This window comes from Pseudarthrobacter sp. Pseusp20 (genome assembly GCF_059492155.1).
Genome location: NZ_CP168521.1, coordinates 758458 through 781573, shown reverse-complemented (window position 1 = coordinate 781573; position 23116 = coordinate 758458). Strand labels below are relative to the sequence as shown.

Annotated in this window: 26 protein-coding genes and 1 pseudogene; 12 read left to right on the top strand and 15 right to left on the bottom strand. The window is 66.4% G+C overall.

Annotated features, from left to right (window positions below; genetic code table 11):
• Nucleotides 1–174: 174 nt before the first annotated feature.
• A complete protein-coding gene (locus tag ACEN9K_RS03820; RefSeq protein WP_134165181.1) occupies nt 175–804 on the top strand; it encodes a uracil-DNA glycosylase family protein in 630 nt (209 codons plus the stop codon).
• Between the two features lie 12 nt (nt 805–816).
• Here ACEN9K_RS03820 and ACEN9K_RS03815 read toward each other — a convergent pair whose 3' ends face one another.
• From ACEN9K_RS03815 to ACEN9K_RS03800, 4 genes are all read right to left on the bottom strand, one after another.
• Nucleotides 817–957 carry a hypothetical protein gene (locus tag ACEN9K_RS03815; protein ID WP_166673119.1) on the bottom strand — a complete coding sequence of 47 codons (141 nt, stop codon included), beginning with the start codon at nt 955–957 and terminating at the stop codon, nt 817–819.
• A gap of 195 nt (nt 958–1152) precedes the next feature.
• Nucleotides 1153–1575: a DUF3151 domain-containing protein gene (locus ACEN9K_RS03810; protein WP_018772228.1), complete on the bottom strand. Its 423-nt coding sequence runs from the start codon at nt 1573–1575 to the stop codon at nt 1153–1155.
• On the bottom strand, nt 1576–2595 hold the full coding sequence (gene fbaA / locus ACEN9K_RS03805) for a class II fructose-bisphosphate aldolase (RefSeq protein WP_018772229.1): 1020 nt from the start codon (nt 2593–2595) through the stop codon (nt 1576–1578). It lies immediately after the preceding gene.
• A gap of 122 nt (nt 2596–2717) precedes the next feature.
• Nucleotides 2718–3392 carry a TrmH family RNA methyltransferase gene (locus ACEN9K_RS03800; RefSeq protein ID WP_018772230.1) on the bottom strand — a complete coding sequence of 225 codons (675 nt, stop codon included), beginning with the start codon at nt 3390–3392 and terminating at the stop codon, nt 2718–2720.
• Nucleotides 3393–3432: 40 nt separating this feature from the next.
• Here ACEN9K_RS03800 and ACEN9K_RS03795 point away from each other — a divergent pair, with 40 nt between their 5' ends.
• Nucleotides 3433–4275 (top strand): HAD-IIA family hydrolase, encoded by an 843-nt coding sequence (locus ACEN9K_RS03795; protein ID WP_018772231.1) that lies wholly within the window; start codon nt 3433–3435, stop codon nt 4273–4275.
• Between the two features lie 2 nt (nt 4276–4277).
• Here the strand turns inward: ACEN9K_RS03795 and ACEN9K_RS03790 are convergent, their stop codons facing one another.
• The 5 genes and pseudogenes from ACEN9K_RS03790 to ACEN9K_RS03770 all read right to left on the bottom strand — a co-directional run.
• The gene (locus ACEN9K_RS03790) at nt 4278–5318 is read right to left on the bottom strand and encodes a thioesterase domain-containing protein (protein WP_018772232.1); all 1041 of its coding nucleotides are present in this window, start codon (nt 5316–5318) and stop codon (nt 4278–4280) included.
• A gap of 69 nt (nt 5319–5387) precedes the next feature.
• Nucleotides 5388–6008, bottom strand: coding sequence for a hypothetical protein (locus ACEN9K_RS03785; RefSeq protein ID WP_026266219.1), 621 nt, complete (start codon nt 6006–6008; stop codon nt 5388–5390).
• An 82-nt stretch (nt 6009–6090) separates the two neighbouring features.
• A complete protein-coding gene (locus ACEN9K_RS03780) occupies nt 6091–6864 on the bottom strand; it encodes a GAF and ANTAR domain-containing protein (RefSeq protein WP_056392235.1) in 774 nt (257 codons plus the stop codon).
• A 110-nt stretch (nt 6865–6974) separates the two neighbouring features.
• Nucleotides 6975–7559: an orotate phosphoribosyltransferase gene (pyrE, locus tag ACEN9K_RS03775; RefSeq protein ID WP_495635676.1), complete on the bottom strand. Its 585-nt coding sequence runs from the start codon at nt 7557–7559 to the stop codon at nt 6975–6977.
• A gap of 48 nt (nt 7560–7607) precedes the next feature.
• Nucleotides 7608–8867, bottom strand: a pseudogene (locus ACEN9K_RS03770) (FAD-dependent oxidoreductase); the annotation flags it as partial.
• A 75-nt stretch (nt 8868–8942) separates the two neighbouring features.
• On the opposite strand from ACEN9K_RS03770, the gene nadE reads away from it, so the two are divergent.
• Nucleotides 8943–9797, top strand: coding sequence for an NAD(+) synthase (nadE, locus tag ACEN9K_RS03765; protein ID WP_018772237.1), 855 nt, complete (start codon nt 8943–8945; stop codon nt 9795–9797).
• 114 nt (nt 9798–9911) lie between these two features.
• Here nadE and ACEN9K_RS03760 read toward each other — a convergent pair whose 3' ends face one another.
• On the bottom strand, nt 9912–10706 hold the full coding sequence (locus ACEN9K_RS03760) for an IclR family transcriptional regulator (RefSeq protein ID WP_495635197.1): 795 nt from the start codon (nt 10704–10706) through the stop codon (nt 9912–9914).
• Nucleotides 10707–10871: 165 nt separating this feature from the next.
• Here ACEN9K_RS03760 and ACEN9K_RS03755 point away from each other — a divergent pair, with 165 nt between their 5' ends.
• From ACEN9K_RS03755 to ACEN9K_RS03740, 4 genes are read left to right on the top strand one after another with little or no spacing between them, the layout of a single operon-like run.
• Nucleotides 10872–11588 (top strand): CoA transferase subunit A, encoded by a 717-nt coding sequence (locus ACEN9K_RS03755; protein WP_018771680.1) that lies wholly within the window; start codon nt 10872–10874, stop codon nt 11586–11588.
• A 46-nt stretch (nt 11589–11634) separates the two neighbouring features.
• Nucleotides 11635–13092, top strand: a complete 1458-nt coding sequence (locus ACEN9K_RS03750; protein ID WP_235509820.1) for a short-chain fatty acid transporter — start codon at nt 11635–11637, stop codon at nt 13090–13092.
• A 32-nt stretch (nt 13093–13124) separates the two neighbouring features.
• A complete protein-coding gene (locus ACEN9K_RS03745; RefSeq protein WP_134165185.1) occupies nt 13125–13814 on the top strand; it encodes a CoA transferase subunit B in 690 nt (229 codons plus the stop codon).
• The gene (locus tag ACEN9K_RS03740; RefSeq protein ID WP_495635196.1) at nt 13811–15004 is read left to right on the top strand and encodes an acetyl-CoA acetyltransferase; all 1194 of its coding nucleotides are present in this window, start codon (nt 13811–13813) and stop codon (nt 15002–15004) included. The genes ACEN9K_RS03745 and ACEN9K_RS03740 overlap by 4 nt, the downstream gene beginning before the upstream one ends.
• Before the next feature lie 54 nt (nt 15005–15058).
• On the opposite strand, the gene ACEN9K_RS03735 is transcribed toward ACEN9K_RS03740, so the two are convergent.
• On the bottom strand, nt 15059–15637 hold the full coding sequence (locus ACEN9K_RS03735; RefSeq protein WP_018771684.1) for a GlcG/HbpS family heme-binding protein: 579 nt from the start codon (nt 15635–15637) through the stop codon (nt 15059–15061).
• A 197-nt stretch (nt 15638–15834) separates the two neighbouring features.
• Between ACEN9K_RS03735 and ACEN9K_RS03730 the strand changes: the two genes are divergently transcribed.
• The 5 genes from ACEN9K_RS03730 to ACEN9K_RS03710 all read left to right on the top strand — a co-directional run bounded on the left by ACEN9K_RS03730 (nt 15835) and on the right by ACEN9K_RS03710 (nt 19352).
• Nucleotides 15835–17064, top strand: a complete 1230-nt coding sequence (locus ACEN9K_RS03730) for a histidine kinase (protein ID WP_208324275.1) — start codon at nt 15835–15837, stop codon at nt 17062–17064.
• Nucleotides 17061–17687, top strand: a complete 627-nt coding sequence (locus tag ACEN9K_RS03725; RefSeq protein ID WP_495635195.1) for a response regulator — start codon at nt 17061–17063, stop codon at nt 17685–17687. Before ACEN9K_RS03730 ends, ACEN9K_RS03725 begins: the two co-directional genes overlap by 4 nt.
• Nucleotides 17688–17819: 132 nt before the next feature.
• Complete coding sequence (locus ACEN9K_RS03720; RefSeq protein ID WP_009357211.1) at nt 17820–18023, top strand: cold-shock protein; 204 nt, start codon at nt 17820–17822, stop codon at nt 18021–18023.
• 149 nt (nt 18024–18172) lie between these two features.
• Nucleotides 18173–18502, top strand: a complete 330-nt coding sequence (locus ACEN9K_RS03715) for a hypothetical protein (RefSeq protein ID WP_018771687.1) — start codon at nt 18173–18175, stop codon at nt 18500–18502.
• A gap of 67 nt (nt 18503–18569) precedes the next feature.
• Complete coding sequence (locus tag ACEN9K_RS03710) at nt 18570–19352, top strand: MerR family transcriptional regulator (protein ID WP_495635194.1); 783 nt, start codon at nt 18570–18572, stop codon at nt 19350–19352.
• A 19-nt stretch (nt 19353–19371) separates the two neighbouring features.
• Here the strand turns inward: ACEN9K_RS03710 and ACEN9K_RS03705 are convergent, their stop codons facing one another.
• The 4 genes from ACEN9K_RS03705 to ACEN9K_RS03690 are packed head-to-tail and all read right to left on the bottom strand — an operon-like array spanning nt 19372 to nt 23025.
• Nucleotides 19372–20055, bottom strand: coding sequence for a DedA family protein (locus ACEN9K_RS03705; RefSeq protein ID WP_495635193.1), 684 nt, complete (start codon nt 20053–20055; stop codon nt 19372–19374).
• Between the two features lie 27 nt (nt 20056–20082).
• Nucleotides 20083–20859 carry an enoyl-CoA hydratase gene (locus ACEN9K_RS03700; RefSeq protein ID WP_495635192.1) on the bottom strand — a complete coding sequence of 259 codons (777 nt, stop codon included), beginning with the start codon at nt 20857–20859 and terminating at the stop codon, nt 20083–20085.
• Nucleotides 20856–21872 (bottom strand): 3-hydroxyisobutyrate dehydrogenase, encoded by a 1017-nt coding sequence (gene mmsB / locus ACEN9K_RS03695; RefSeq protein WP_495635191.1) that lies wholly within the window; start codon nt 21870–21872, stop codon nt 20856–20858. Before mmsB ends, ACEN9K_RS03700 begins: the two co-directional genes overlap by 4 nt.
• Nucleotides 21865–23025, bottom strand: a complete 1161-nt coding sequence (locus ACEN9K_RS03690; RefSeq protein ID WP_268003479.1) for an enoyl-CoA hydratase/isomerase family protein — start codon at nt 23023–23025, stop codon at nt 21865–21867. Before ACEN9K_RS03690 ends, mmsB begins: the two co-directional genes overlap by 8 nt.
• Nucleotides 23026–23116 lie beyond the last annotated feature (91 nt).

Genomic DNA, 23116 nt, shown 5'->3' with positions numbered 1-23116 from the left:
GCCTTCCATCACCGGAAGGGGCGGCCGGCGTTTCGCTTGCCTGGGCTTGCTAAACTGGAGTAGGCCGACCAGGAGTTGGTCCACCCCAATCAACCGCCACTGATGTGCCGTGCCGCCGTGCGCCCATGTCCGTGGCGGCAGCAACGCCAATCCCCGCAGGAGATCCAGCACTTCATGACAGCCCTGGCACCCGAAACATTCCACGAACAGCTCATGAGCCGCCGCTACGAACCCAGCGTTGCCGCCGTCAACGAACTGTGTGATTCCCTGCAGGAGGCCAAGCCCGGAACCGTGGTGCCCTACGTGGACCCCATGCACGACGTGGAGGAATGCCGCATTATCAGCCTGTTCTCCAACATCGGCGAGGTGGATCCGTCCGGGTTCATCACCCCCGGCGACCAGGACGCTGTTACCCGCATGCTGGGGATCCAGTGGAAGCTTGGCCTGCGCCCGGAGTTCGTCATGCCGTGGAACGTCCACCCTTGGCACGTCCCGGGCGAACCCAACGGCAAGTTCACTCCGGACCAGATCCAGTCAGGCCTGAAGCCCCTGCTGAAGTTCCTGGCCCTGGTCCCCCGCGCCTCGGTGATCGTGGCGCATGGCACCGAAGCCAACCGCCTGGCCAACCTGCTGTTGAAGACCGAGGTGCCCCTCCTCTGGCGCCGCGGCCTGAAGACCTACAAGGTCCGCTCGCTGAGCGGCCGCGCCTTCGCCGGTTCCCCGGCCCGCCAGGAGGAGTACCTGGAGGACATGCGCACTGCCTATGCAGACGCCATGGCCCGCACGGGTATTGCCAAACCTTAAGACCTGCGCCGCTCAGCCTGTGGCATCGGACTCGGTAAACGAAATTCCCGGGGCCGATTCGTCTTCGGCTTCAACCCAGGTGGTGAAGTCGGCGTACGACATCCACGAGTAGTAGTCACAGAACCTGAGACGCGCTTTCTCCTGCTTTCCCACGCTTCGCGCAGCTCCTCCTTTCCGCCCCTGGCCCTTCGATTCTTTTAACCGAAACGAGGGACGGCGCATTCCAGGCCGGATACGACGGCGGGCGGTCACCTTCTCATTGAAAGGTGACCGCCCGCCGTCGTTCGCAGCCCGAACCCCTCCCTGGCAATCTGCACCAGGAAACAGTGCGGGCGTGGGCCCAGGGAGTTATTCGCCCTCGATGGCTGCCTTTGCCGTGGGGTCGGAATCGTTCAGGAACTTCTCGATCCGCTCCGGCTCTTCAGCCTCGCCGATGGCCGACGAGGCCCGGCCCAGGGAGTAGAGGGCCCGCAGGAACCCGCGGTTTGGCTCATGCTCCCAGGGGATGGGCCCCACGCCGCGCCAGCCGTTGCGGCGCAGCGCATCCAGTCCACGGTGGTAACCCACCCGGGCATAGGCGTAGGAGTCGATGGTGCGGCCTTCCGTCCACGCCTCCTCAGCCAGGACGGCCCACAGGAGCGAGGACGTTGGGTGCTTCGCCACCAGGTCCAGGGCCTCCTGGCCGGCCTCAAGCTGCGCGTTCACCTCGGTTTCGGCAGGCAGGAGAGTGGGCTCCGGCCCCATCAGGTTCCGGCGGAACTCGTCCGACATCTAGAAGGTCTTTCCGGCCGAACCGAGCTGCTTGGTGGCTTCCACCACGCGGGCTGCCAGGCCGGCTTCGGCGGAGGCGCCCCAGACGCGGGGGTCGTAGGTCTTCTTGTTGCCCACTTCGCCGTCCACCTTCAGGACGCCGTCGTAGTTCTTGAACATGTGGTCAGCAACGGGACGCGTGTAGGCGTACTGGGTGTCGGTGTCGATGTTCATCTTGATCACGCCGTAGGAGACGGCGTCGGCGATTTCCTGGTCGGAGGAGCCGGAGCCGCCGTGGAACACGAGGTCGAACGGGTTGTCCTTGCCGATTTTGGCACCCACCTGGGCCTGGATGTCCTTGAGGATCTCCGGGCGGAGCTTGACGCCGCCGGGCTTGTAGACGCCGTGGACGTTGCCGAAGGTCAGGGCCGTGATGTAGCGGCCGTTTTCACCGGAGCCGAGGGCATCGATGGTGGCCAGGGCGTCCTCAACGGTGGTGTACAGCTTGTCGTTGATGGCGTTTTCGACGCCGTCCTCCTCGCCGCCAACGGTGCCGATCTCCACTTCGAGGATCATCTTGGCGGCAGCAGTGCGGCCGAGCAGTTCGCGGGCGATGCGCAGGTTTTCCTGGAGGGTCTCGGCGGAGCCGTCCCACATGTGGGAGTTGAACAGCGGGTTCCGGCCGGCCTTGACCTCAGCCTCGGAAGCAGCCAGCAGGGGCAGGACGAAACCGTCCAGCTTGTCCTTGGGGCAGTGGTCCGTGTGCAGGGCGACGTTGACGCCGTAGTTCTTGGCTACTTCGCGGGCGAAGGCTGCGAAGCCCAGGGAACCGGCAACCATGTCCTTGGTGGATGCGCCGGACCAGTAGGCCGCACCGCCGGTGGAAACCTGGACGATGCCGTCGGACTCCGCCTCGGCGAAGCCGCGGAGCGCTGCGTTGAGCGTCTGCGAGGACGTGACGTTCACGGCCGGGTATGCGAAGCCGCCCGCCTTCGCGCGGTCGATCATTTCGGAGTAGATCTCTGGGGTTGCAATGGGCATGCTGGCTCCTCTGCTGAGTTTCGTCTGTGGGTGGAAGACCCTCAAGTAGACCGCTTACGGCTAGGCACCATCCTAGCCATTCCCGGACCACGAGGGTGTTTCGGGTCACCGCTCGGTAACACTCAGACGTGCTGGTTGAACACGTGCCGCCGGATCCAGGCGTGCATGGCGATGGCGGCTGCCGAAGCGGCGTTGATGGACCGGGTGGAGCCGAACTGCTCGATGGACAGGGTGGCGGCGGCGGCCTGGTGGACTTCGGGGGTCAGGCCCGGGCCCTCCTGTCCGAAGACCAGCACGCAGTCGCGCGGCAGCTCGTATGTCTCCAGGGGAACCGAGTCCGGGAAGATATCGATGCCGATGATCGCCAGCCCCTCCCCCTGCGCCCACTGGACGAAGTCCTCGACCGTGGGGTGGTGGCGGACGTGCTGGTAGCGGTCGGTGACCATGGCGCCGCGGCGGTTCCATCGCCGCCGGCCGATGATGTGCACCTCTTTGGCGAGGAAGGCGTTGGCGGTGCGCACCACCGTGCCGATGTTCAGGTCGTGCTGCCAGTTCTCGATGGCCACGTGGAAGTTGTGCCGCCGGGAATCGAGCTCCGCCACGATCGCTTCGTGCTTCCAGTAGCGGTACTTGTCCAGGACGTTGCGGCGGTCCCCGTCGGCAAGGAGGTCAGGGTCCCAGTGGTCGCCTTCGGGCAGTTCGCCTTCCCAGGGCCCGACGCCGACCTCCGCCTTTGCGGGCTCGGCCTCCCCGGGCTCGTGGCGGGGTTCGTCTGGCAGGCCGGGCGTTTGGTTCACCCCTCAACACTAGACTGGAGCACTGGAGCATTCATCACCGGTGGAGGTAAACGTGGCAGAAGAAGACCAGGTAGCAGCAAACCCCGCGGTTTACCGCAGCGGCCAGGAGATCGAGTGCTGGCTGACGGACATGGACGGCGTCCTGGTCCACGAGAACCAGCCGATCCCCGGCGCCGCGGAACTGATCCAGCGGTGGGTGGATACGTCCAAGCGCTTCCTGGTGCTGACCAACAACTCCATCTTCACCCCGCGCGACCTTGCCGCCCGCCTGCGTTCCTCCGGCCTGGAAATTCCGGAGGAAAACATCTGGACTTCGGCGCTGGCCACGGCGCAGTTCCTCAAGGACCAGGTGCGGGGCTCAGAGTCCGGCAACCGCGCCTACACGATCGGTGAGGCGGGGCTCACGACGGCGCTGCATGAGGCCGGCTTCATCCTCACCGACCAGAACCCGGACTTTGTGGTGCTTGGCGAGACGCGCACGTACTCTTTCGAAGCCATCACCATGGCCATCCGGCTGATCCTTGCAGGTGCCCGGTTCATCGCCACCAACCCGGATGCCACCGGCCCCTCCAAGGACGGCCCCATGCCCGCCACCGGTGCCATCGCGGCCCTGATCACCAAGGCCACCGGCCGCGAGCCGTACATTGTGGGCAAGCCGAATCCCATGATGTTCCGCTCCGCGATGAACCAGATCGATGCACACTCCGAGACCACCGCCATGATCGGTGACCGGATGGATACGGACATCATCGCCGGCATGGAAGCGGGCCTGCACACCGTCTTGGTCCTCAGCGGCATCACGCACAAGGATGACATTGCCGCGTATCCGTTCCGCCCCAACCAGGTGCTGAACTCCGTGGCGGACCTGAAGAACCAGATCTAGGACTAGAAGATGCTCACCCGGGAGCCGCCCCGGGGCAGCGGGAAGAACCCGTCCAGCAGTTCCGTCACCAGGGGCCGGTAGACTTGCGGATTCCAGCCGGGGCTGGCGTGGGCGGGTGCCGCGCCGGTGGTCTGCAGGTTGCTTGAGACCATGTTGTCCTTGAAGACCACGGCCCAGGTTTCCGCCGCGGTTTCGTAGTCGACCGTCCTGTCCTTGGGGTTCCCGATATAGGCCATCTTGGCCGTGCCCAGCTTCCCGGCGAACTGGCTTCCCTCGAAGTGGTAGATATACGCGGACTCGGTCTGGATCAGGACGCTGGAAGGTGCGATCGGGGACAGCTGCTCCAGGGTCTGGTCCAGGACCTGCCGCCAGCTCCGTTCGTCCTTGTGGATGATCCGTTCACCCAGCTCATACCCACCTCGCAGCGTGGACGGGAACCTGACGCCGCGCTCGTAAAGGAACACCACGCCGTCGAACCAGCTTTGGTCCAGCACGTCGTGCGCACTGTAGGGACTGGAGTCCAGGAGGATGAACTGCACCTGGACTCCCTGCAGGGCAAGGAGTCGGGCAGCCACCTGGGTGGCCAGCATCCCGCCGAAGCTGTGCCCGTAGAAGAAGAGCTTGGTGATCTTCTCTTCGGCAATGTAGTCGGTGATCGCGTTGACCACCTCCGTGATGTTCAGCCCCAGGTTGGAATATCCGACGGCGGCGAGCCGGGCGCGCTTGTTCAGCGCCCCGCGCAGGGTGTTGAGGATCCACTGTGCCTCTTCCCAGCTGGTCTTGTACCCCGGGAACAGGAACCAGCTGGCATCCGGGTAATAGGCGTCCGCGAAGTCGTCCGCAACGCTGAGGATCCTGGTGGTCCGGCGCTGCGACTGGACCTCGCGGGTAACCAGCATGTCGGCAGCCAGCAGCCCGGACGCCCCTGCACCCGCCAGGAACGTGCGCCGCGAAAAGCGTTTCAGCGCAGCCGCCTCCGCCAGCAGCCGGGCGTGGGAAACCCCGCGCCCGCCCTGCGGACTTACCTCCCCCTCATACGGCACACTCCTACCGTAAACCCACCCAAACGTACCGCCGCAACGGGCGGGGGTAACCGTTCGGTGACGCTGGGGTCAGCAGGCGGCCTGGCCCTCCGCGGCGGGGATTGGGGACGTGGGTTCCTGCCGGCGGCGATGGATCTCCAGGCCGATGTCGTTGTAGCGGCCCAGCAGGTCGGCACTGTCCTGGGTGTTTGGATTGTCGAGCAGCGCGAAGAGCGCGTCACTGGCGGCAAGGAGCTCCTCGTTGGAGTATTCCGTAAGGGGCGGCCCGTACAACTCCTCGATCCACATGACAGGAAGGTGTGGATACTCCCCGGCGAAGCGGCCTCCGGGGAACAGCTCACGGACGTCGCCGTCCAGGGGAAGTGGCTGCTCGCCGGATGGCCGGTTCAAGGAAGCATTGTGGGCAGCGGGTACCAGCTGCAGGGAAACGCCTGCACCACAGGCTCCCGGCAGCGCGTTGGCATCCAGCGCATTCAGGTCGCTGCGCAGGCCGGCCAGCGCGGTTGACTCCACCAGGTCCGCCATTGAGAGGTCAACGCAAATATGGCAGCGGATGCCCATTCGCCGGACACGGCGGATGATGTGGACCAGGTGGGGGCGGGAACCGCTGTCAAGGCTCCCCCGGACTTCAATCCGGACGATGTCTGCAGGGACATCAAAATTAACAACTGCGTCTAATGCTCGGTCCATAGGTACTCCAAAAGAGGTCTATGGCCGACGGCTCAACCTCCGCAAGCCTAACCTCCGCGGGAGCCCCTGCACAACCCAACCCTTAGGAACGGGCCGCGCGGATTACCTTTCCCGGCTCCTCATAGTGCGTCCGGGCACCGGCTCCGCCCACTGAGTCCACCAGGGACTTGGCGATGTCCCGCAGCTTGGTGTTGCTGTTGCTGGATGCCTCGGTGAGGATTTCGACGGCAGCCGCCTGGCTGCAGCGGTTCTGGGCCATGACAATGCCCACGGCGATGTCGATGATGGTGCGGGACTCCAGCGTGGCCCGGAGGTTCGACGCGCTGTCCGCATGCAGGGAGAACCGGACGGCAAGGCGCAGGGCCTGCGAAATTTCACGGGTGAAGTCCCGGGCCCTTGCCGTGGCCCGTCCTTCGAACTTCCGGGGAACATCGGAATAGAGGTTCAGGGCCGCCTTGGCCTCGCCCTGCAGGGTGAACGGGAGGGAAAGCACCGAACGCAGGCCATGGGCGGCAACGGCCGTTGCGTAATCGGGACCCCACCGGTTCTCCTCCAGCAGATCGGGAACGTGGACTTCGCGTTCCTCCTCCGCAGCAGTCAGGCAGGGGCCCTGAGACAAGGAGTACTGGATTTCGTCCACTTCCCGCGCCGAATCGCTGCTCCACCCGATGGTGGCCGCCTTGCGGTCACGGAGCAGGGTGATGCCACACAGAGCGTCGTCACCGTCGCCTGCCATCTGGTGGGCGGAGAAACGGGCCAGTTCGTTGAGGAAGTCCTCAAAATCAGCGCTTTCCAGGATGAGGTTCTGGACCTGGTCGGTTGCGCTCAAAGGCTGTTCTGGGGGGAGCAAATGCATGATCTCCAAGCAACTGAAAAGTGTTAAAGGACATCATAAAGCAGCGCCAACAGCCCGGCCAACGGCCAGCATACTTGTTCCCAGGCGATTTCCCGGGTCCGCAGCAGGACCTAGGACAGCCCCAGCTCGTCCTTGCTGAACGCAAACAGGTATGGAACGCCGGTCTCGGCTTCGATTTTTTCCTTGGCACCGGTGTCACGGTCCACGATCACTGCCACCGCAACCACGTTGCCGCCGGCCTTCCGGACGCCTTCCACTGCCGTCAGCGCGGAACCGCCCGTGGTGGAGGTGTCCTCCAGGACCAGCACCTTGCGGCCTTCAACGGAGGGGCCCTCCACCTGGCGGCCCATGCCGTAGGACTTCTGGGCCTTGCGGACCACGAAAGCATCCACGGCACGGCCGGCATCAGCGGCAGCGTGCATCACTGCAGTGCCCACCGGGTCAGCACCCATGGTGAGGCCGCCGGCGCACTCAAAGCCGATCCCGGCGTCGTCCGCCAGGGCGAGCATGACCTGGCCCACCAGCTTGGAGGCCTCGTGGTGCAGGGTGATGCGGCGGAGGTCGATGTAGTAGTCAGCCTCGGCCCCACTCGAGAGGATCACCTTGCCGCGGACCACGGCGAGTTCCTTGATGAGTTCGAGCAGGCGGGCGCGGGCAGCTGCGGTGTCTACCGCAGTGTCAGAGGGCGAAGTCATGGGCTCAAGTTTAGTGGGTGGGCGGACGGTGAGTGGGCGGGCAAAGCCTGGCGCGTGCTCGGGGCGGGGCCCGAAGGCGATGACGCGCGGCAGGACACGCCTGACCACGGGGTTGTGGCGCAGGATGAAGAAGACCATCCGCGTGATGGAGAGCGTAGTCCGGGCACCATCGCCGGCCAGGGTCGCCCCGGACAATCTCCCGGCGAAGAGCGGAACAAAAACCACCCTGTGCAGGATGCGCTGCACGGTTTGGACCACCACTGTAGGCATGCGCCGGCGGCGCTGGATTGCCGCGAGGGTCCTGGCCCGCACGTGGCCCCGCCGCAGGTCCGGGGCCAACCGTTCGGCGGCCGCCACTGCATCCTGGATGGCCAGGTTGATGCCTACGCCGCCGGCCGGTGACATCGCGTGGGCTGCATCCCCGATGCACAGGAATCCGTCGGTGTACCAGCGCTGCAGGCGGTTCAGCTTAACGTCCAGCCAGTGAAGGTCGTCCAGGCTGCGAATGGAGTCGACGCGGTCGGCGAGATCCGGACGAAGTGCCGCCACGCGCTGCCGGAACCGTTCCACGCCGCCGGCCCTGATCCCGGCATCCGAGCCCTTGGGGGCGAGGTACCCCAGCTGGTAGTAGTCGGTGCGGTTCAGGGCAATCATGGCGTCCCCGTCACCCAGCGACGGCACCACACCCGCCACTTCGCCCTGCTCGGAAGCGTGGCGCGGGAGCCTGAACCACCAGGTGTCGAACGGCACCGGGTACTCCCTGGTGCGCATTCCCGCCGCCTCCCGCAGCACTGAATGGCGCCCGTCCGCGGCCACCACCACATCTGCATGCAGCACGTGTTCCGCCCCCGGCCCGGCCCCGCCCGTGGCCCTGTAGCGCACTCCGGTGACGCGGCCGCCGTCGAACTCCAGGCCGGTGGCCTCGCTCTCCATAAGCAGGCTGAACGTCGGTTCCGCAGCGGCCGCCGAGGCGAGGAAATCCAGGAAGTCCCACTGCGGCATCATGGCCACGTAGTTATACGGGGGCTTCAAAGAGTCGAAGGCCGCCAGGGTGACCAGGCCGGCGCCGGGGACCGGAACAGCCACGTTGTTGAGCCTGCTTTGGGGCAGGCTGCGGAATCCCGCGCCCAGGCCAAGTTCGTCGATCAGGCGGATGGTGGAGGCATGCACCGTGTCGCCGCGGAAGTCGCGCAGGAAGTCGCGGTGCTTCTCCAGGACGGTCACCTGCACTCCGGCCCGGGCCAGCAGCAGTCCCAGCATCATTCCCGCGGGGCCTCCGCCCACCACGGCACACCCTGTCCGCTCCATGCAGTTACGCTACGCCGCGCAGGGGCCGCCCGGAACAGTTGAGGGTTGTTGACAGTGCTGGCTAGGCTGGACAACATGCGCGAACTCCAGGCCAAAATCATTGAAGAAATGGGCGTTCAGCCCCGGATCGATCCCGCGGGGGAGGTGCGCAAACGCGTCACGTTCCTCAAGGAATACCTGAAGGCAACCCACACCAAGGGCTTTGTCCTGGGCATTTCCGGTGGCCTGGATTCATCCCTTGCGGGCAAGCTTGCGCAACTGGCGGTGGATGAGCTTGAGGCCGAAGGCGTGGAAGCCAATTTCGTGGCCGTCCGCCTTCCCTACGGAGTGCAGCACGACGAGGAAGATGCCCAGGCAGCCCTGGACTTCATCAAGGCCAAGACGGAATGGACGTTCAACATCTCCGCCGCCGTGGACGGTTTTGAAGACGAGTTCGAAAAGACCGTGGGCTCGGAGATCTCCGATTTCCACAAGGGCAACACCAAGGCCCGCACCCGGATGATCGCCCAGTATGCGCTGGCGGGCGAGCACAACTACCTGGTGGTTGGCACCGACCACGGCGCCGAGTCCGTCACCGGCTTCTTCACCAAGTACGGCGACGGCGGCGCGGACATCCTGCCCCTGTTCGGCCTCAACAAGCGGCAGAACCGCGCCCTGCTGGCTGAACTTGGAGCGCCGGCGCGCGTCTGGGAGAAGGTACCCACCGCCGACCTGCTCGATGACCGGCCAGGCCGAACCGATGAGGACGAACTGGGCCTCAGCTACGACCAGATCGACGACTACCTCGAAGGCCGCGAGGTTCCGGACGCCGTTGCCGACTCCATCGAACAGAAGTACCTCCGGACCCGCCACAAGCGCACCGTGCCGGTCACCATCTTTGACACGTGGTGGAAGGACCAGGGCCCCGAGGAGCCCCGCGTGGGCCTCTAGGCAGCCTCGGCGGACTTCCCCACCTTTGGGGAGCACGTCTTCGGGGAGAACGACGGCGGGCGGCACCGGAAGGTGCTGCCCGCCGTCGTCGTTCGCGGCCAGAGCCGGGGAGGCTCAGCGGGGCCGCCGCCCGGCGTCGCCGCCCACGCCAAGCTGCTGCGTAATCCGGTGCGCCTCCGCCATCAGGAGGCCGCCGAGTTCCTCCTGCCGTTCCGGCTTGAAGCGTGGTTCGATGCCCGTCAACGACAATGCCCAAGCCGGTTTCCCGGAGCGGTCAAACACCGCCGCACCCATCCCCCAGCTTCCCTCCAGGACCAGGCCGGGGTTCACCGAATAGCCGGCCAGCCGGGTGCGGGCCAGGTTCTTCCGCACCAGTTCGGGAGTATGGTTCCCGGCGAACTCGCCCGCGTGTTCGCTCCAGCGCCCCAGCATTTCCTCCTGCTCGCTTTCCGGCAGGAAGGCCATGATGGCCGTCCCGGCCGACGCGACGCCAAGGGGGAACCGGACACCCTCGTGCAGGACGAAGGAGCGGACCGGGAAGCTGCCTTCCTCACGCAGCAGGCAGACCGTCCCGCCGCCGCGGCGGATGGAGAAGAAGGCGCTCTCGCCCGTGGCCTGCGCCAGCCGGCGGAGGCTGGGCCGGGCGATGTCCTCCAGGGGAAACCGCGCCGAAGCCACCGAGCCCATCAGGAGGATCTCGGGGCCCAGCACCCAGTTCCCCGTCACGGGATCATGGTCCAGCAGGCCTTCCGCGGCCAAGGACGTCAGGAGCCTGTGGAGCGTGGGACGGGTAAGCCCGGATTCCCGCACGAGGTCCACCAGGGGCATTCCCTCCGAGCTCCTGCCCACCAGCCGCAGCAGGCCGGCGATCCGCGTTACCACCTGCGCGCCCTGCACCTGCATGGCCATAAACCCTCCTAATGTCCACAATATGGATACACGCCATCGTACTGTCCACACTGTAAATAGGCCACGCCGTGGTCCTTGACAGGCGCAATAATGCGCCCGTAGTCTCCAGACTCAGATCCCCGGCATCCACTTAGTGGACACCACCGTGCTCAACGAGGAGACGACATGAAGAAACTCCAGGCTTCCGCCGCCAGCGCCCTGGAAGGGGCCCTGCAGGACGGCATCACCCTCGCCGTAGGAGGATTTGGCCTGAGCGGCATTCCGGCCGACCTGATCGAAGCTGTGCGTGATTCCGGCGTCCGGGACCTCACCGTGGTGTCCAACAACATGGGCGTGGACGGCAAGGGGCTGGGCATCCTGATCGAGGCGGGCCAGGTCCGCAAGGTCATCGCGTCCTACGTCGGCGAGAACAAGCTGTTTGCCGAGCAGTACCTTGCCGGCAGGCTGGAGGTGGAATTCACTCCGCAGGGCACCCTGGCCGAGCGGCTTCGCGCCGGCGGCGCCGGCATCCCTGCCTTCTACACCAAAACCGGCGTGGGCACCCTGGTTGCCGAAGGCAAACCGCACGAGGTGTTCGACGGCGAAACGTACGTCCAGGAGCGGGCCATCCGGGCCGATGTCGCGCTTGTCCATGCCCACACCGCTGACACGGACGGCAACCTCATCTACCGCTACACGGCCCGGAACTTCAACCCCGTAGTGGCCACAGCCGGCACACTGACCATCGCCGAGGCGGAAGTGATCGTGGAGCCCGGCCGGCTGGACCCGAACCACGTTGCGACCCCCGGCGTCTTCGTCCAGCGGCTGGTGCAGGCGTCGGACCGGGTCAAGGACATCGAGCAGCGGACCGTCCGGCAGCGCGCCGGCCTCGTCTCCGCCTGACCGGCCTCCGACGCCGGCCACCCCAACAACGGAAGAACATCACTCAATGGAGAGAAACACCGCCATGGCCACCAGCCAGCTCGACCAACCGGACGTCCGCCAGAAGGGCTTGGCCCTGATGGCTGAAAAGCTGGCCGGATGGACGCAGAAGTGGTTCCCGGACGCTTACATCTTCGCCCTGGCAGGCGTGCTGCTGGTGGCCATCGCAGCACTCGCCATCGGCGCCTCTCCCAAGGCAGTGGTGGACTCCTTCGGAAACGGCTTCTGGGACCTCACCGCCTTCACTTTGCAGATGGCCATGGTGGTGCTGACCGGCTACGTGGTGGCCACCTCGCCGCCCGTGGCCCGGTTGATTGACCGACTGGCGCAGGTGCCAAACTCCGCGCGCGCCGCCGTCAGCTTCGTTGCCGTGATGTCCATGTCGGTGTCGTTCGTGAACTGGGGTTTGAGCCTGATCTTCGGCGGCCTCCTGGCGCGTGCCGTGGCCCGCCGGGCGGATCTGCACGTCGACTACCGGGCGCTCGGGGCAGCGGCCTTCATGGGGCTGGGCGCCGTCTGGGCGTTGGGCATGTCCTCCTCCGCGGCCCAGCTCCAGGCCACAAAGGCCTCCATTCCCCCGGCGCTGCTGAAGATCACCGGCGTCCTGGACTTCGGCACCACCATCTTCACCTGGCAGTCCCTGCTGACCCTGGTCATCCTGATGCTGCTGACCACCGTCATTGCCCACTTCTCCGCCCCCACGGGCGGCGCCGTCAAAACCGCGGCCGACCTCGGCGTCGACCTTGATGACCAGCCCGAACCGCCGGCCGAGAAGTCGCGCCCCGGCGAGTGGCTCGAATACAGCAGGGTCCTCCCCGTCCTGGCCGGGGTTCTGACGCTGGGGTGGCTGGTGTCCCAACTCCTGACCCTGCCCATCCTCAGCGTGGTCAGTTCACTGAACGGCTACCTGCTGGTCTTCCTGATGCTGGGGCTTGTGCTGCACGGAACCCCGCGCAAATTCCTCCAGTCCGTGACCAAGGCCGTGCCCGCAACCGCAGGCATTTTGGTCCAGTTCCCGCTCTATGCCGCGATGGCGGCCATCCTGACCAAGGCCACCGGCGCGGGCGGCCTCTCGGTGTCGGAGCATCTGGCCCATTTCTTCACCAGCATCGGCGGCAACGGGGCGTTCGCGGTCATCATCGCCATCTACACGGCACTCCTTGGCATGTTCGTTCCGTCCGGCGGCGGAAAGTGGCTGGTGGAGGCACCGTACGTCATGCAGTCCGCCACCGACGTGAACATGAACCTCGGCTGGACCGTGCAGATCTACAACATGGCCGAGGCCCTGCCCAACCTCATCAACCCGTTCTTCATGCTGCCGCTGCTGGCCGTCTTGGGCCTGCGCGCCCGGGACCTGGTGGGCTTCACGTTCCAGCAGTTCCTGTTCCACCTGCCGGTGGTCCTGCTGCTCGCCTGGCTGCTGGGAATGACGTTCGAGTTCGTGCCGCCGGTAATACCCAACTGAATTACAGCCAAGACGACCAAAGGAGAAAACCCATGGGATGGACCAGGGATGAAATGGCTGCGATTGCGGCCGAGGAACTGAACGACGGCGACTACGTAAACCTGGGGATCGGCATCCCCACGCTGGTGGCGAACAACCTGCCCGAGGGCGTGCGGGTGGTGCTGCAGAGCGAGAACGGGCTGCTGGGCATGGGCCCGTTCCCGTACGAGGGCGAGGAGGACGCCGACCTCATCAACGCCGGCAAGCAGACCGTCACGGTCCTGCCGGGCGGCAGCATCTTCGACTCCGCCACCTCGTTCGGCATGATCCGGGGCGGGCACGTCAAGGTGGCCATCCTGGGCGCCATGCAGGTCTCCGGCAACGGCGACCTGGCCAACTGGACCATCCCCGGGAAGATGGTCAAAGGCATGGGCGGTGCCATGGATCTGGTGGCAGGAACGCCGCGCGTGGTGGTCCTCACCGAACACAACGCCAAGGACGGCACCGCCAAAATCGTCCGCGAATGCACGCTGCCGCTGACCGGGCTCAGCTGCGTGGACCGGATCATCAGCGACCTCGCCGTCTTCGACCTTCACAAAAAGGACGACGGCGGGCGGCAGCTCACGCTGACCAGGCTGGCACCGGGGGTCACCGTGGAGGACATCCGGGAGAAGACCGAAGCCGGCTTTGAGGTCGCCCCCTCCCTCGATCCAGCCACCACCTTGGAAGGAGCCTCGGCATGAGCCTCAAAAAGCAGTTCGGCAAGGATGTCCTGATCACCGGCTGGGGTCACAGCAGGTTCGGGAAGCTCACCGACGACACCCTGGAATCCCTCATCGTCCAGGTGGCCACGGACGCCATCAGCAGCGCAGGGATTGAGCCGGCCCGGATCGATGAAATCTACGTGGGACAGTTCAACTCCGGCATGATGCCGCTGGCGTTTCCATCCTCCCTGGCGCTGCAGGTGTCACCGGACCTGGCCAACGTCCCGTCCACCCGCGTGGAGAACGCGTGCGCCTCGGGCTCGGCGGCCTTCCAGCAGGGCACCAAGGCACTGCTCGCCGGAACCGCCAAAACGGTCCTGGTGATCGGCGCCGAAAAGATGACCCACGCGGGAGCTGATGTGGTGGGCGCCGGGCTGCTGGGCGCCGACTACGACATGGCCGGCAGGCCCTCCACCACCGGGTTCACCGGACTCTTCGCGGAAGTGGCCAGGCACTACGCCAAACGCTACGACGCTGACGGGAAGCTGGGCGATGTCCTGGGTACCATCGCGGCCAAGAACCACCGCAACGGCGTGGACAACCCGTACGCCCAGCTCCGCAAGGACCTCGGCGAGGAGTTCTGCCAAACCGTCTCGGACAAGAACCCCATGGTGGCCGATCCCCTGCGCCGGACCGACTGTTCCCCCGTGTCCGACGGTGCCGCCGCAGTCGTGCTGTCCACTTCGCCAACCGGAGGCCTCACGGCACCGGTACGGCTCGCCGGATTTGGCCAGGCCAACGACTTCTTCCCCGCGGCGCGCAGGGACCCGACGGCGTTCGAAGCCACGCGGGTGTCCTGGCAGCGTGCCCTGGCGATGGCCGGCGTCGGGATTGAGGACCTGGACCTGGCCGAAGTCCATGACTGCTTCACCATCGCTGAGCTGCTCATGTACGAGGCCATGGGCCTGACCGAACCCGGCCAGGGCGCCCGGGCGCTCCAGGAAGGCTTGGTCTACAAGGAGGGGAAACTTCCCATCAACCTCTCAGGAGGCCTCAAGTCCAAAGGCCACCCTGTGGGTGCCACCGGCGTGTCCCAGCACGTCCTGGCGGCCATGCAGCTCACGGGCACCGCGGGCGACATGCAGCTCCCGGCTCCGCGCCGGGCAGCCGTGCAGAACATGGGTGGCGTGGGCATCGCCAATTACGTCAGCATCCTGGAGGCCGTGTAGCTGTCCGGGACCGGTCCGCCGTCGTGGGCTGCTTTCACGACGGCGGACCGCAGCCTATTTCGCAGTGCCTGCGATGGACTCGGCGCCGGCAGTGGCGCACGCTTCGTCAAGGGCACCATCGGGCGCCCCGCCCACACCGATGCCGGCCACGGAAACGCCGTTGACCTTCAGCGGGACTCCGCCTGCCAGGAACAGGGTGCCCGGCAAGTCTGCGATCGAGGGGCCATTGCCATTGATGCGCTTGGCCAGCTCGCTGGTGGGGGTGCCGAAAGCTGCTGCGGTGTAGGCCTTTTCCTTGGCGGCCTCAATGGTGTGCGCCGCGGCATTGTCTCCCCGCAGCAGTGCCTGGACGGTGCCGAAGCGGTCAACGAGCGCCACCGTGACGAACGGCAGTTTGTCCGCCTGGCACTTGGCGAGTGCCGCGGCGACGGCCTGGGCGGAGGCTGTGGCGGAGATACGGTTCTGCTGCACCACAGTCTCCGGCGCCGGCTGCACGTCAACGGCGGGCACGACGGCGGGCGCTTCAGTGCCGCTGACGCGGCCGGTGCCGGCGTTGGCGGCTGCCGTGGCTCCGGCCGTGACCAGGATTGCTGCGGCTGCGGCGGCTGTGAGTGCCTTGTGGGATTTCTTCATGGTGCGTTCCTTGGGTTGGTAGGTGTGCTGTTGCCGGTTTCCATCCTTCTCGGCAGCGGTTGGCGTGGCATCGGGCCTTCGGCTGCCCCTTGCTGGCCCGAAAGGCCAGCCGTATCAGCCAAAAGGCTGAGGAACCCGGCAGGCGTGGAGCCCTAGCATGGAAGGCAGTGCTTCCCACCACGAGATCCGGATCCCGCATGCCTGCCAAAGATTCCACCCCGGCCACCGGCCCGGCGGCCGCCGTTGCCGCCGGGGGCGCCGGGGGCGCGTCCCGTCCGGTGCCGCCCACCCCCAAGGGCCGCCTGGGCAGCATTGAGGCCGCCGTCCATCTGGGCTTCGCGGTGCTCCTGGTGGCATCGGTGGTGCGCTATGTCATGCGGCATTCCCCTTCCGACAACGTCCTGGTCCTGGGACTCGCCGCCGCCGCCTGCCTGCTGTACGCCGTCGTGGCCCTGCTCTCGCTGCGGGACCGGCACAGCGCGCCGTGGATGGTCGCGTTGGTGGCTGTCTGGGCGGTCCTGGTGGTGGCAGCACCGAGCTTCGCCTGGTGTTCCTTCGCCCTCTTCTTCCTGTGCAGGAGTGCCCTGCGCGGTGCTGCGTCCTACGTCCTGGCGGGCGGCATCACCCTGGCAACCGCGGCCGGCCTGTTCCGGCTGGGCAACGGTACGGACCTTGCCATGCTGTTGGGGCCTGTGGCCGTAGGCGTCATGCTGACGCTCATCTATGACCGGATACAGCACGACGCCGAGGAGCAGCGCCGCCTGCATGCGGAGGTTACCGAGGCCCAAGGCCAGCTGGCGGCCAGTGAACGCCGTGCCGGCACCATCGCCGAACGGGAGCGGGTGTCCCGGGAAATCCACGACACCGTCACCCAGGGGCTCGCCAGCAGCCTGCTCCTGCTCGAAGCCGCGGGGCGTGGTTGGCCAAGTGGCGCCGCGCAGCAGGATCTCCACCAGGCCACCAGCCTGCTCCGCACCAACCTGGCGGAAACCCGGAGCCTGGTCCACGAGCTTGCTTCCCCCGGGCTGGAATCAACGCCGCTGCCGGAAGCGCTGCTGCTGGCCGCCCGGCAATACCTGCCGGAAGCCACCCTTGTGGTGACAGGAGCCCCCAGGCAAGTCTCACCGGACATCCGGCACGCACTGCTGCGGGTGGTGCAGAGTGCGGCCTCCAACACCGCGCTGCACGCTGCGGCTTCAGTCGCTGCCCTGACGGTGGGCTTCCTGCCGGACGCCGTCACCCTGGACATCTACGACGACGGCGCCGGTTTTGATCCGGCGGCGGCAGCTCCGCCGTCGACGGCCGGAGGTTACGGCCTGCGGGCCATGCGGCAGCGGGTGGAGCAGCTGGGTGGCATATTCTCGATCCAAAGTGCCCCCGGCGAGGGGACCATCGTGGCGGCCCAATTGCCATTGGAGGGCGCATGAACAGCATCACGGTCCTGCTGGTGGACGACCACCTTGTGGTCAGGAGCGGGCTGCGCGCGTTGCTGGGAACCCAGCCTGACCTGGCGGTTGTGGCGGAGGCATCCTCGGGAGAGGAAGCGTTGCAGCTGGTGCATGCGCACCTCCCGGCTGTGGTGGTGATGGACCTTGCCATGGGCCCTGGCATGGATGGAATCGAGGCCATCAGGCGGATCCGGAATCTCAACAGCGGGCAGGCAATCCTGGTTTTCACCACCTACGACTCGGATGCCGATATTGTCCGCGCAGTCGATTCCGGCGCCATGGGCTACCTGTTGAAGGACGCCGCCCCGGAGGAAATCTTTGCCGCCATCCGCGGCGCGGTTCAGGGCAGGAGCGTGATGAGCCCGCCGGTGGCCTCGCGGTTGTTCCAGCAGCTGCGCAACCCCGAAGAAGTCCTCACCCCCCGGGAGGCAGAATTGCTCAGTTTGCTCACTGAAGGCCTCAGTAACAGGGAGCTCGGGCGGCGGCTTTTCATCTCCGAGGCCACCGTCAAAACCCACCTGGCGCACATCTACGCAAAGCTCGGAGTGGATACGCGGGCGGCCGCTATTGCCACCGCGATACGCCGTGAGGGCATGCGGTAACCGCGGTTTATGGCCCTTACCCTTGCACCCGGGCCCTGTGCCCCGTACGTTTGGGACTGCGGGGACTAACTCCCGCGCACTCCGGGATGATTCCCCGGGGAGAGAATCAGAGTCACATGAAGGAATGCAGCCATGGCAACAGGCACAGTTAAATGGTTCAACGCCGAAAAGGGTTTTGGCTTCATTGCCCCCGATGACGGGTCCGCTGACGTTTTCGCCCACTACTCGGCAATCGCCACCAGCGGCTACCGCTCACTGGACGAGAACCAGAAGGTCGAATTCGATGTGACCCAGGGCCCCAAGGGCCCGCAGGCAGAGAACATCCGCCCGCTCTAAGTCTTCGGCGGCCTCCGGCACCTGCCGGGACCCCATCCAGCGGCCCCTCCAGCTCAGGTTGGAGGGGCCGCTGCTTTTATGTGGGGGTTTTGTGGGGCACGTGTTCCCGGGGCCAGTCCTCCGGTTTCCCCTTTTGGGATAATTGATCCATGACCGGACAGGACCAGGACAGGGACAAGGATCCGTGGGAGGAGTTTGACGCTCTGGGGCCCGCTGCACCGGACCGCGTGCCCGGCCAGCCCGGCGGGGAGCCCTACGGTTTCGGCTTCCGCACCGGGGTACGCAGCGCCCGGGTGGCGGTCGGCTTTGCCGTTTACGCCCTGGCGCTGGGAACCATCCTGGCCCTGACCGGGTGCATTGTGTTCATCAGCCGGCAGCAGTGGCTGCTGGCGGGCCTCATGCTTGTGATCGAGGCAGTGTTTGTTTTCGCTTTCACGCGGCTGGTGGCCCAGGCCAGGCGCCGCCGGCAGGCGCGGTGACAATTCCAAACCTTGACCTTGACCTTGACCTTGACCTTGACGCAGCGTCAAACCCTAGGCTCGGAGCATGGAAGACATCCCCGACACCGGCACGGACTGGTCCATCCAGGACGTAGCCAGGATGACCGGCACCACCAGCCGCACGCTGCGCCACTACGATGACATCGGCCTGCTGAAGCCCAGCAGGGTGGGCAGCAACGGTTACCGCTATTACGACGGCGCCGCCCTCCTCCAACTGCAGCGCATTCTCCTGCTGCGGGAGCTGGGCCTGGGCCTGCCGGCCATCGCGGAGGTCTTCCACCAGCAGGCTGACCCGGTCACCGCGCTCACCCGTCATCTTGAGTGGCTCGGACAGGAGCAGCAGCGGCTGGCACGGCAAATGCAATCCGTGCGGCGAACCATTGAAACAGTAAGGGCAGGAGGCCAACTGATGGCAGAGGACATGTTCGACGGCTTCGACCACACCCAGTACAAGGATGAGGTGGAGGAACGGTGGGGCAAGGAGGCCTACGCAAAATCCGACGCGTGGTGGCGCGGCATAGCTTCGGACGAAAAGCAGGAGTGGATGTCCAAGGTGGAAACCCTTGGCAACGACTGGAAGGCTGCCGCCCGCTCCGGCGTTGCTTCGGACGGTCCCGAGGCCCGGGAACTGGCAACGCGGCACGTCGACTGGCTGAGGTCCATCCCCGGGACTCCGGCCGCCGGAAACAGCGGGAATATCAAGGGATACGTCCTGGGGCTGGCGGACATGTACGTGGAAGACCTGCGCTTCGCCGCCAATTACGGCGGAGTGGAGGGGGCGGGCTTCGTTCGGGCGGCCCTTCGCAGTTTTGCGGAGAAGTATCTGTAGGGCAGAGGCGGAAGGCAGCCTAGCGGCTGGTCTCGGAGCTGCCGGCGCCCGCCCGATCAGCCTTGGCGCGCCGGGTCCGCCGGACCACCAGCAGCACCACGGCAATGGCCAATCCGGCGTAGACGGCATAGTTCAGGAAGCGTGAGTACTCCTCGATCAGCCTGTATTGGGTGCCCAGCAGGTAGCCCAGGCCGATGAGGGCGCCGTTCCACAGCCCGCTGCCGGCCAGGGTGAACAGGGTGAAGGTGGCAAAGGGCATGGCCGCCGCCCCCGCCGGAAGGGAAATGAGGCTGCGGACGCCGGGCAACAGGCGGCCGAAGAAGATGGATGACCTGCCGTGGCGGCGGAACCATCCTGCCGCGTGTTCGAAGTCTTCGCGGTCCACCAAGGGCAGTTTGGACAACCACCGGATGGACCGCTCCAGCCCCAGCTTGGCGCCGAGCCAGTAAAGGAACAGCGCCCCCAGATAAGCGCCAAGGGTGCTGGTGGCAAAAACGAGGAAAAGGTTCAGGGAGCCCTGCTTGGCCAGATATCCCGCCAGGGGGAGGATCACCTCGCTGGGGATGGGAGGCACCACGGTTTCGGCGAGCGTGAAGCCCCCCACGCCCCACTCCCCCAAAGTGTCGATGGCCCTCGCCGCAAACCCGACGATTCCGGTGAGTCCCTCAGTGGGGCTGGCTGCACCGGTCAAGATTGTCCACATACGCCCGTCCCGTCCCCTGCGCCCGGGTTACCGGTGCTTGAATTCCGGCTGGCGCTTCTCGGCGAACGCCGCCATGCCTTCCTTTTGGTCCTCCGTGGCGAACAGGGAGTGGAAGAGCCGCCGTTCGAACAACACCCCCTGGGCCAGCCCGGTTTCAAAGGCGGCATTGACAGCTTCCTTGGCAGCCATCGCCGCGGGCTTGGACTTGGCGGCAATCACCCCTGCCACCTTGAGTGCCTCGGACACGACGTCCGCCGCCGGAACCACACGGGACACCAGCCCGCACCGGTCGGCTTCCTCCGCCTCGATGAACCTGCCGGTGAGGATCATGTCCATGGCCTTCGCCTTGCCCACGGCCCGGGTGAGCCGCTGCGAGCCGCCCATGCCGGGGAGTACGGCGAGGTTGATTTCCGGTTGGCCGAATCTGGCGTTGTCCCCGGCGATGATGAGGTCGCACATCATGGCCAGTTCGCAGCCGCCGCCCAGGGCAAACCCGGACACCGCAGCGATGGTGGGAATCCGCAGCCGGGCAAAGTCCTCCCAGCCCCGGAACCAGTCGGCGGCATACATGTCCATGTAGCCCTGGTCCGCCATTTCCTTGATGTCGGCTCCGGCCGCGAACGCTTTGCCCGAGCCGGTGATCACCACGGCACCCACACCGGGATCGGAATCCATGGCGGTAACGGCGGCCACCAACTCCTCCATGGTGGCCTTGTTCAGCGCATTCAACGCCGACGGCCTGTTGAGGGTTACCAGCCCTACCCTGCCCTGCTGATCCACCAGGATGTTGGCGTACTCCGTCATTCGGGGCTCCCGTCGTCGTGTGCTGTTGTGGTCCCTGGCCGGCCCGGCATTTCCGTGCCGGTGCTCTCCCCCGCCGCCGGCTCTTGCTGCCTCGCTGCATGCTGCCCGGAGGCGTCGCGGATGTCCGTAATGATGGCCGAGAAGTCGCGGCCCGCGCCGCCTTCCGCGGCAAACCTATCGTAGATCCGGGCGGCGAGCGCTCCCATCTGTCCCGCCACCCCTGTGCTGTCCAGGGCGTTGACGGCGAGGTTGAGGTCCTTGGCCATCAGCGCTGCGGCAAAGCCCGGCTGGTAGTCCCTGTTGGCGGGGCTGGTGGGAACCGGTCCGGGCACCGGACAATTGGTGGTCAGCGCCCAGCACTGGCCGGACGCGGCGGAAGCGACGTCGAACAAGGCCTGGTGGGTCAGGCCCAGCTTTTCGCCGAGCACGAAGGCCTCGCTGACCGCAATCATCGAGACGCCCAGGATGAGGTTGTTGCAGATCTTGGCCGCCTGGCCGGCTCCGTGTCCGCCGCAGTGCACCACCCGCTTGCCCATGACCTCCAGGAGCGGCCGCACCGCCTCAAAGTCAGCCCCGTCGCCGCCGGCCATGAAGGTCAGGGTGCCTGCTTCGGCCCCCACCACGCCACCGGAAACGGGGGCGTCAACGGAGCGGTGGCCTGCTTCGATGGCCAGGCGGGCGGCGTCCCTGGCCTCGTCGACGTTGATGGTGGAACAGTCCAGGAACATCGTCCCGGCCGGCGCCGCTGCCAGCAGCCCGGGTCCGTCTGCACCGCCCACGTAGGCGTCCAGGACGTGGCGGCCGCTGGGGAACATGGTGAGGACAACGTCGGCACCGGCCAGCGCCTCCACGGCGCTCCCTGCCACCGGAATACCCTGTGCACGGGCCGACTGCAGGGCTTCAGGGACCACGTCGAAACCAGCAACCCGGTAACCGGCGCGGACCAGGTTCAGGGCCATGGGACGCCCCATGTGTCCAAGGCCCAGGAAGGCCACACCGCTCTTGTCAGGCATGGTCCGTCTCCTTCATCTGCAGGTCGGGGTTGGAGTGCGGTTCAAGCCGGGGGTGCAGCTCAGGCGGGACATGGAGGTCCAGTTCCCCGCCGTCCAGGGGCTGGAAGAACCCCTCCACCTGGGCGGGAAGCACCTCGGCCAGCGTGGCAGGTTTCCACTGCGGGTTCCTGTCCTTGTCCACTACCTGGGCGCGGATTCCTTCGCGGAAGTCCGGTGCGGCCAGGAAGCGGATCCCGGCCCGGTACTCCTGGGCCAGGGCCTCATCCAGGGTCAGGCCGGCCGCGCGGCGCAGCGACGCCAAGGTGACCGTGACCGAGGTGGGTGACTTGGCTTCGATCGTGGCGGCGGCTTCCGCGGCATCGTCGCGTCCGGGCCCGGTCCACGCCCGGAGGCGCCGGACAATCTCTCCAGCATCGTCCGGGGCGTAGCAGGAGTCGATCCATTCCCGCTGCCCGGCCAGCATGGAGGCAGGGGGCTGCCCGGCATAACGGGCGACGGCGTCTTCCGGGCTTTCCTTCTCCAGCGCAGCCACGAGGCGCGGCAGGGCGTTCGACGGAACGTAGTGGTCGGCAAGGCCCAGGAACAGGGCATCCCCGGCTGCCAGGTGTGCTCCCGTAAGCGCCGCGTGGGTTCCCGCCTCGCCTGGTGCGTGTGAAAGCAGGAAGGTCCCGCCGACGTCGGGCGCGAAGCCAATGGTGGTCTCCGGCATCCCCATCCTGGTCCGCTCGGTGACCACCCGGACGTCCCCGTGCGCGGAGATGCCCACCCCGCCGCCCAGGACCAGGCCGTCCATGAGGGCGACGTACGGCTTGGGGTACCGGGCAATCAGCGAGTTCAGGCGGTACTCGGTCTGCCAGAAGTGGGCCGTCCTGTTCCCGCCGTGCAGCATGTCCCGGTATATGGCCACGATGTCCCCGCCCGCGCACAGGCCCCGCTCCCCGGCGCCCTGGACCAGGACGGTGGCCACGCCGTCGTCCCCTGCCCATGCGGTGAGCTGCCGCAGGAGCAGCTCCACCATTCCCGCGGTAAGTGCGTTGACGGCCCGGGGCCGGTTGAGGGTGATCACGCCCAGCCGGCCGCGGCGCTCAAAGAGTACGTCCGCGCTTCCGTCCCCTGCCGCGTTGTCCGTTGTGCTGTCCTTGGCTGCGGTCATCGGCTGGGTGCTCCTTCGCATGGTGGCCGGATGAGTGATCCAGGTCATTCTGTTGCGAATATACCCGCCCCTTCACGCCCGGAACCAACCA

Coding starts and splice junctions, on each gene's coding strand:
- ACEN9K_RS03810 (WP_018772228.1), bottom strand. CDS start 1,575: ATGTCGGACGAGTTCCGCCGGAACCTGATGGGGCCGGAGCCCACTCTC.
- ACEN9K_RS03735 (WP_018771684.1), bottom strand. CDS start 15,637: ATGAAGAAATCCCACAAGGCACTCACAGCCGCCGCAGCCGCAGCAATC.
- ACEN9K_RS03760 (WP_495635197.1), bottom strand. CDS start 10,706: ATGGCCATGCAGGTGCAGGGCGCGCAGGTGGTAACGCGGATCGCCGGC.
- ACEN9K_RS03715 (WP_018771687.1), top strand. CDS start 18,173: ATGACCGGACAGGACCAGGACAGGGACAAGGATCCGTGGGAGGAGTTT.
- ACEN9K_RS03820 (WP_134165181.1), top strand. CDS start 175: ATGACAGCCCTGGCACCCGAAACATTCCACGAACAGCTCATGAGCCGC.
- ACEN9K_RS03755 (WP_018771680.1), top strand. CDS start 10,872: ATGAAGAAACTCCAGGCTTCCGCCGCCAGCGCCCTGGAAGGGGCCCTG.
- ACEN9K_RS03710 (WP_495635194.1), top strand. CDS start 18,570: ATGGAAGACATCCCCGACACCGGCACGGACTGGTCCATCCAGGACGTA.
- pyrE (WP_495635676.1), bottom strand. CDS start 7,559: ATGACTTCGCCCTCTGACACTGCGGTAGACACCGCAGCTGCCCGCGCC.
- ACEN9K_RS03750 (WP_235509820.1), top strand. CDS start 11,635: ATGGAGAGAAACACCGCCATGGCCACCAGCCAGCTCGACCAACCGGAC.
- ACEN9K_RS03740 (WP_495635196.1), top strand. CDS start 13,811: ATGAGCCTCAAAAAGCAGTTCGGCAAGGATGTCCTGATCACCGGCTGG.
- ACEN9K_RS03730 (WP_208324275.1), top strand. CDS start 15,835: ATGCCTGCCAAAGATTCCACCCCGGCCACCGGCCCGGCGGCCGCCGTT.
- ACEN9K_RS03720 (WP_009357211.1), top strand. CDS start 17,820: ATGGCAACAGGCACAGTTAAATGGTTCAACGCCGAAAAGGGTTTTGGC.
- ACEN9K_RS03725 (WP_495635195.1), top strand. CDS start 17,061: ATGAACAGCATCACGGTCCTGCTGGTGGACGACCACCTTGTGGTCAGG.
- mmsB (WP_495635191.1), bottom strand. CDS start 21,872: ATGCCTGACAAGAGCGGTGTGGCCTTCCTGGGCCTTGGACACATGGGG.
- ACEN9K_RS03745 (WP_134165185.1), top strand. CDS start 13,125: ATGGGATGGACCAGGGATGAAATGGCTGCGATTGCGGCCGAGGAACTG.
- ACEN9K_RS03690 (WP_268003479.1), bottom strand. CDS start 23,025: ATGACCGCAGCCAAGGACAGCACAACGGACAACGCGGCAGGGGACGGA.
- ACEN9K_RS03705 (WP_495635193.1), bottom strand. CDS start 20,055: ATGTGGACAATCTTGACCGGTGCAGCCAGCCCCACTGAGGGACTCACC.
- fbaA (WP_018772229.1), bottom strand. CDS start 2,595: ATGCCCATTGCAACCCCAGAGATCTACTCCGAAATGATCGACCGCGCG.
- ACEN9K_RS03700 (WP_495635192.1), bottom strand. CDS start 20,859: ATGACGGAGTACGCCAACATCCTGGTGGATCAGCAGGGCAGGGTAGGG.
- ACEN9K_RS03780 (WP_056392235.1), bottom strand. CDS start 6,864: ATGCATTTGCTCCCCCCAGAACAGCCTTTGAGCGCAACCGACCAGGTC.
- nadE (WP_018772237.1), top strand. CDS start 8,943: ATGCGCGAACTCCAGGCCAAAATCATTGAAGAAATGGGCGTTCAGCCC.
- ACEN9K_RS03785 (WP_026266219.1), bottom strand. CDS start 6,008: ATGGACCGAGCATTAGACGCAGTTGTTAATTTTGATGTCCCTGCAGAC.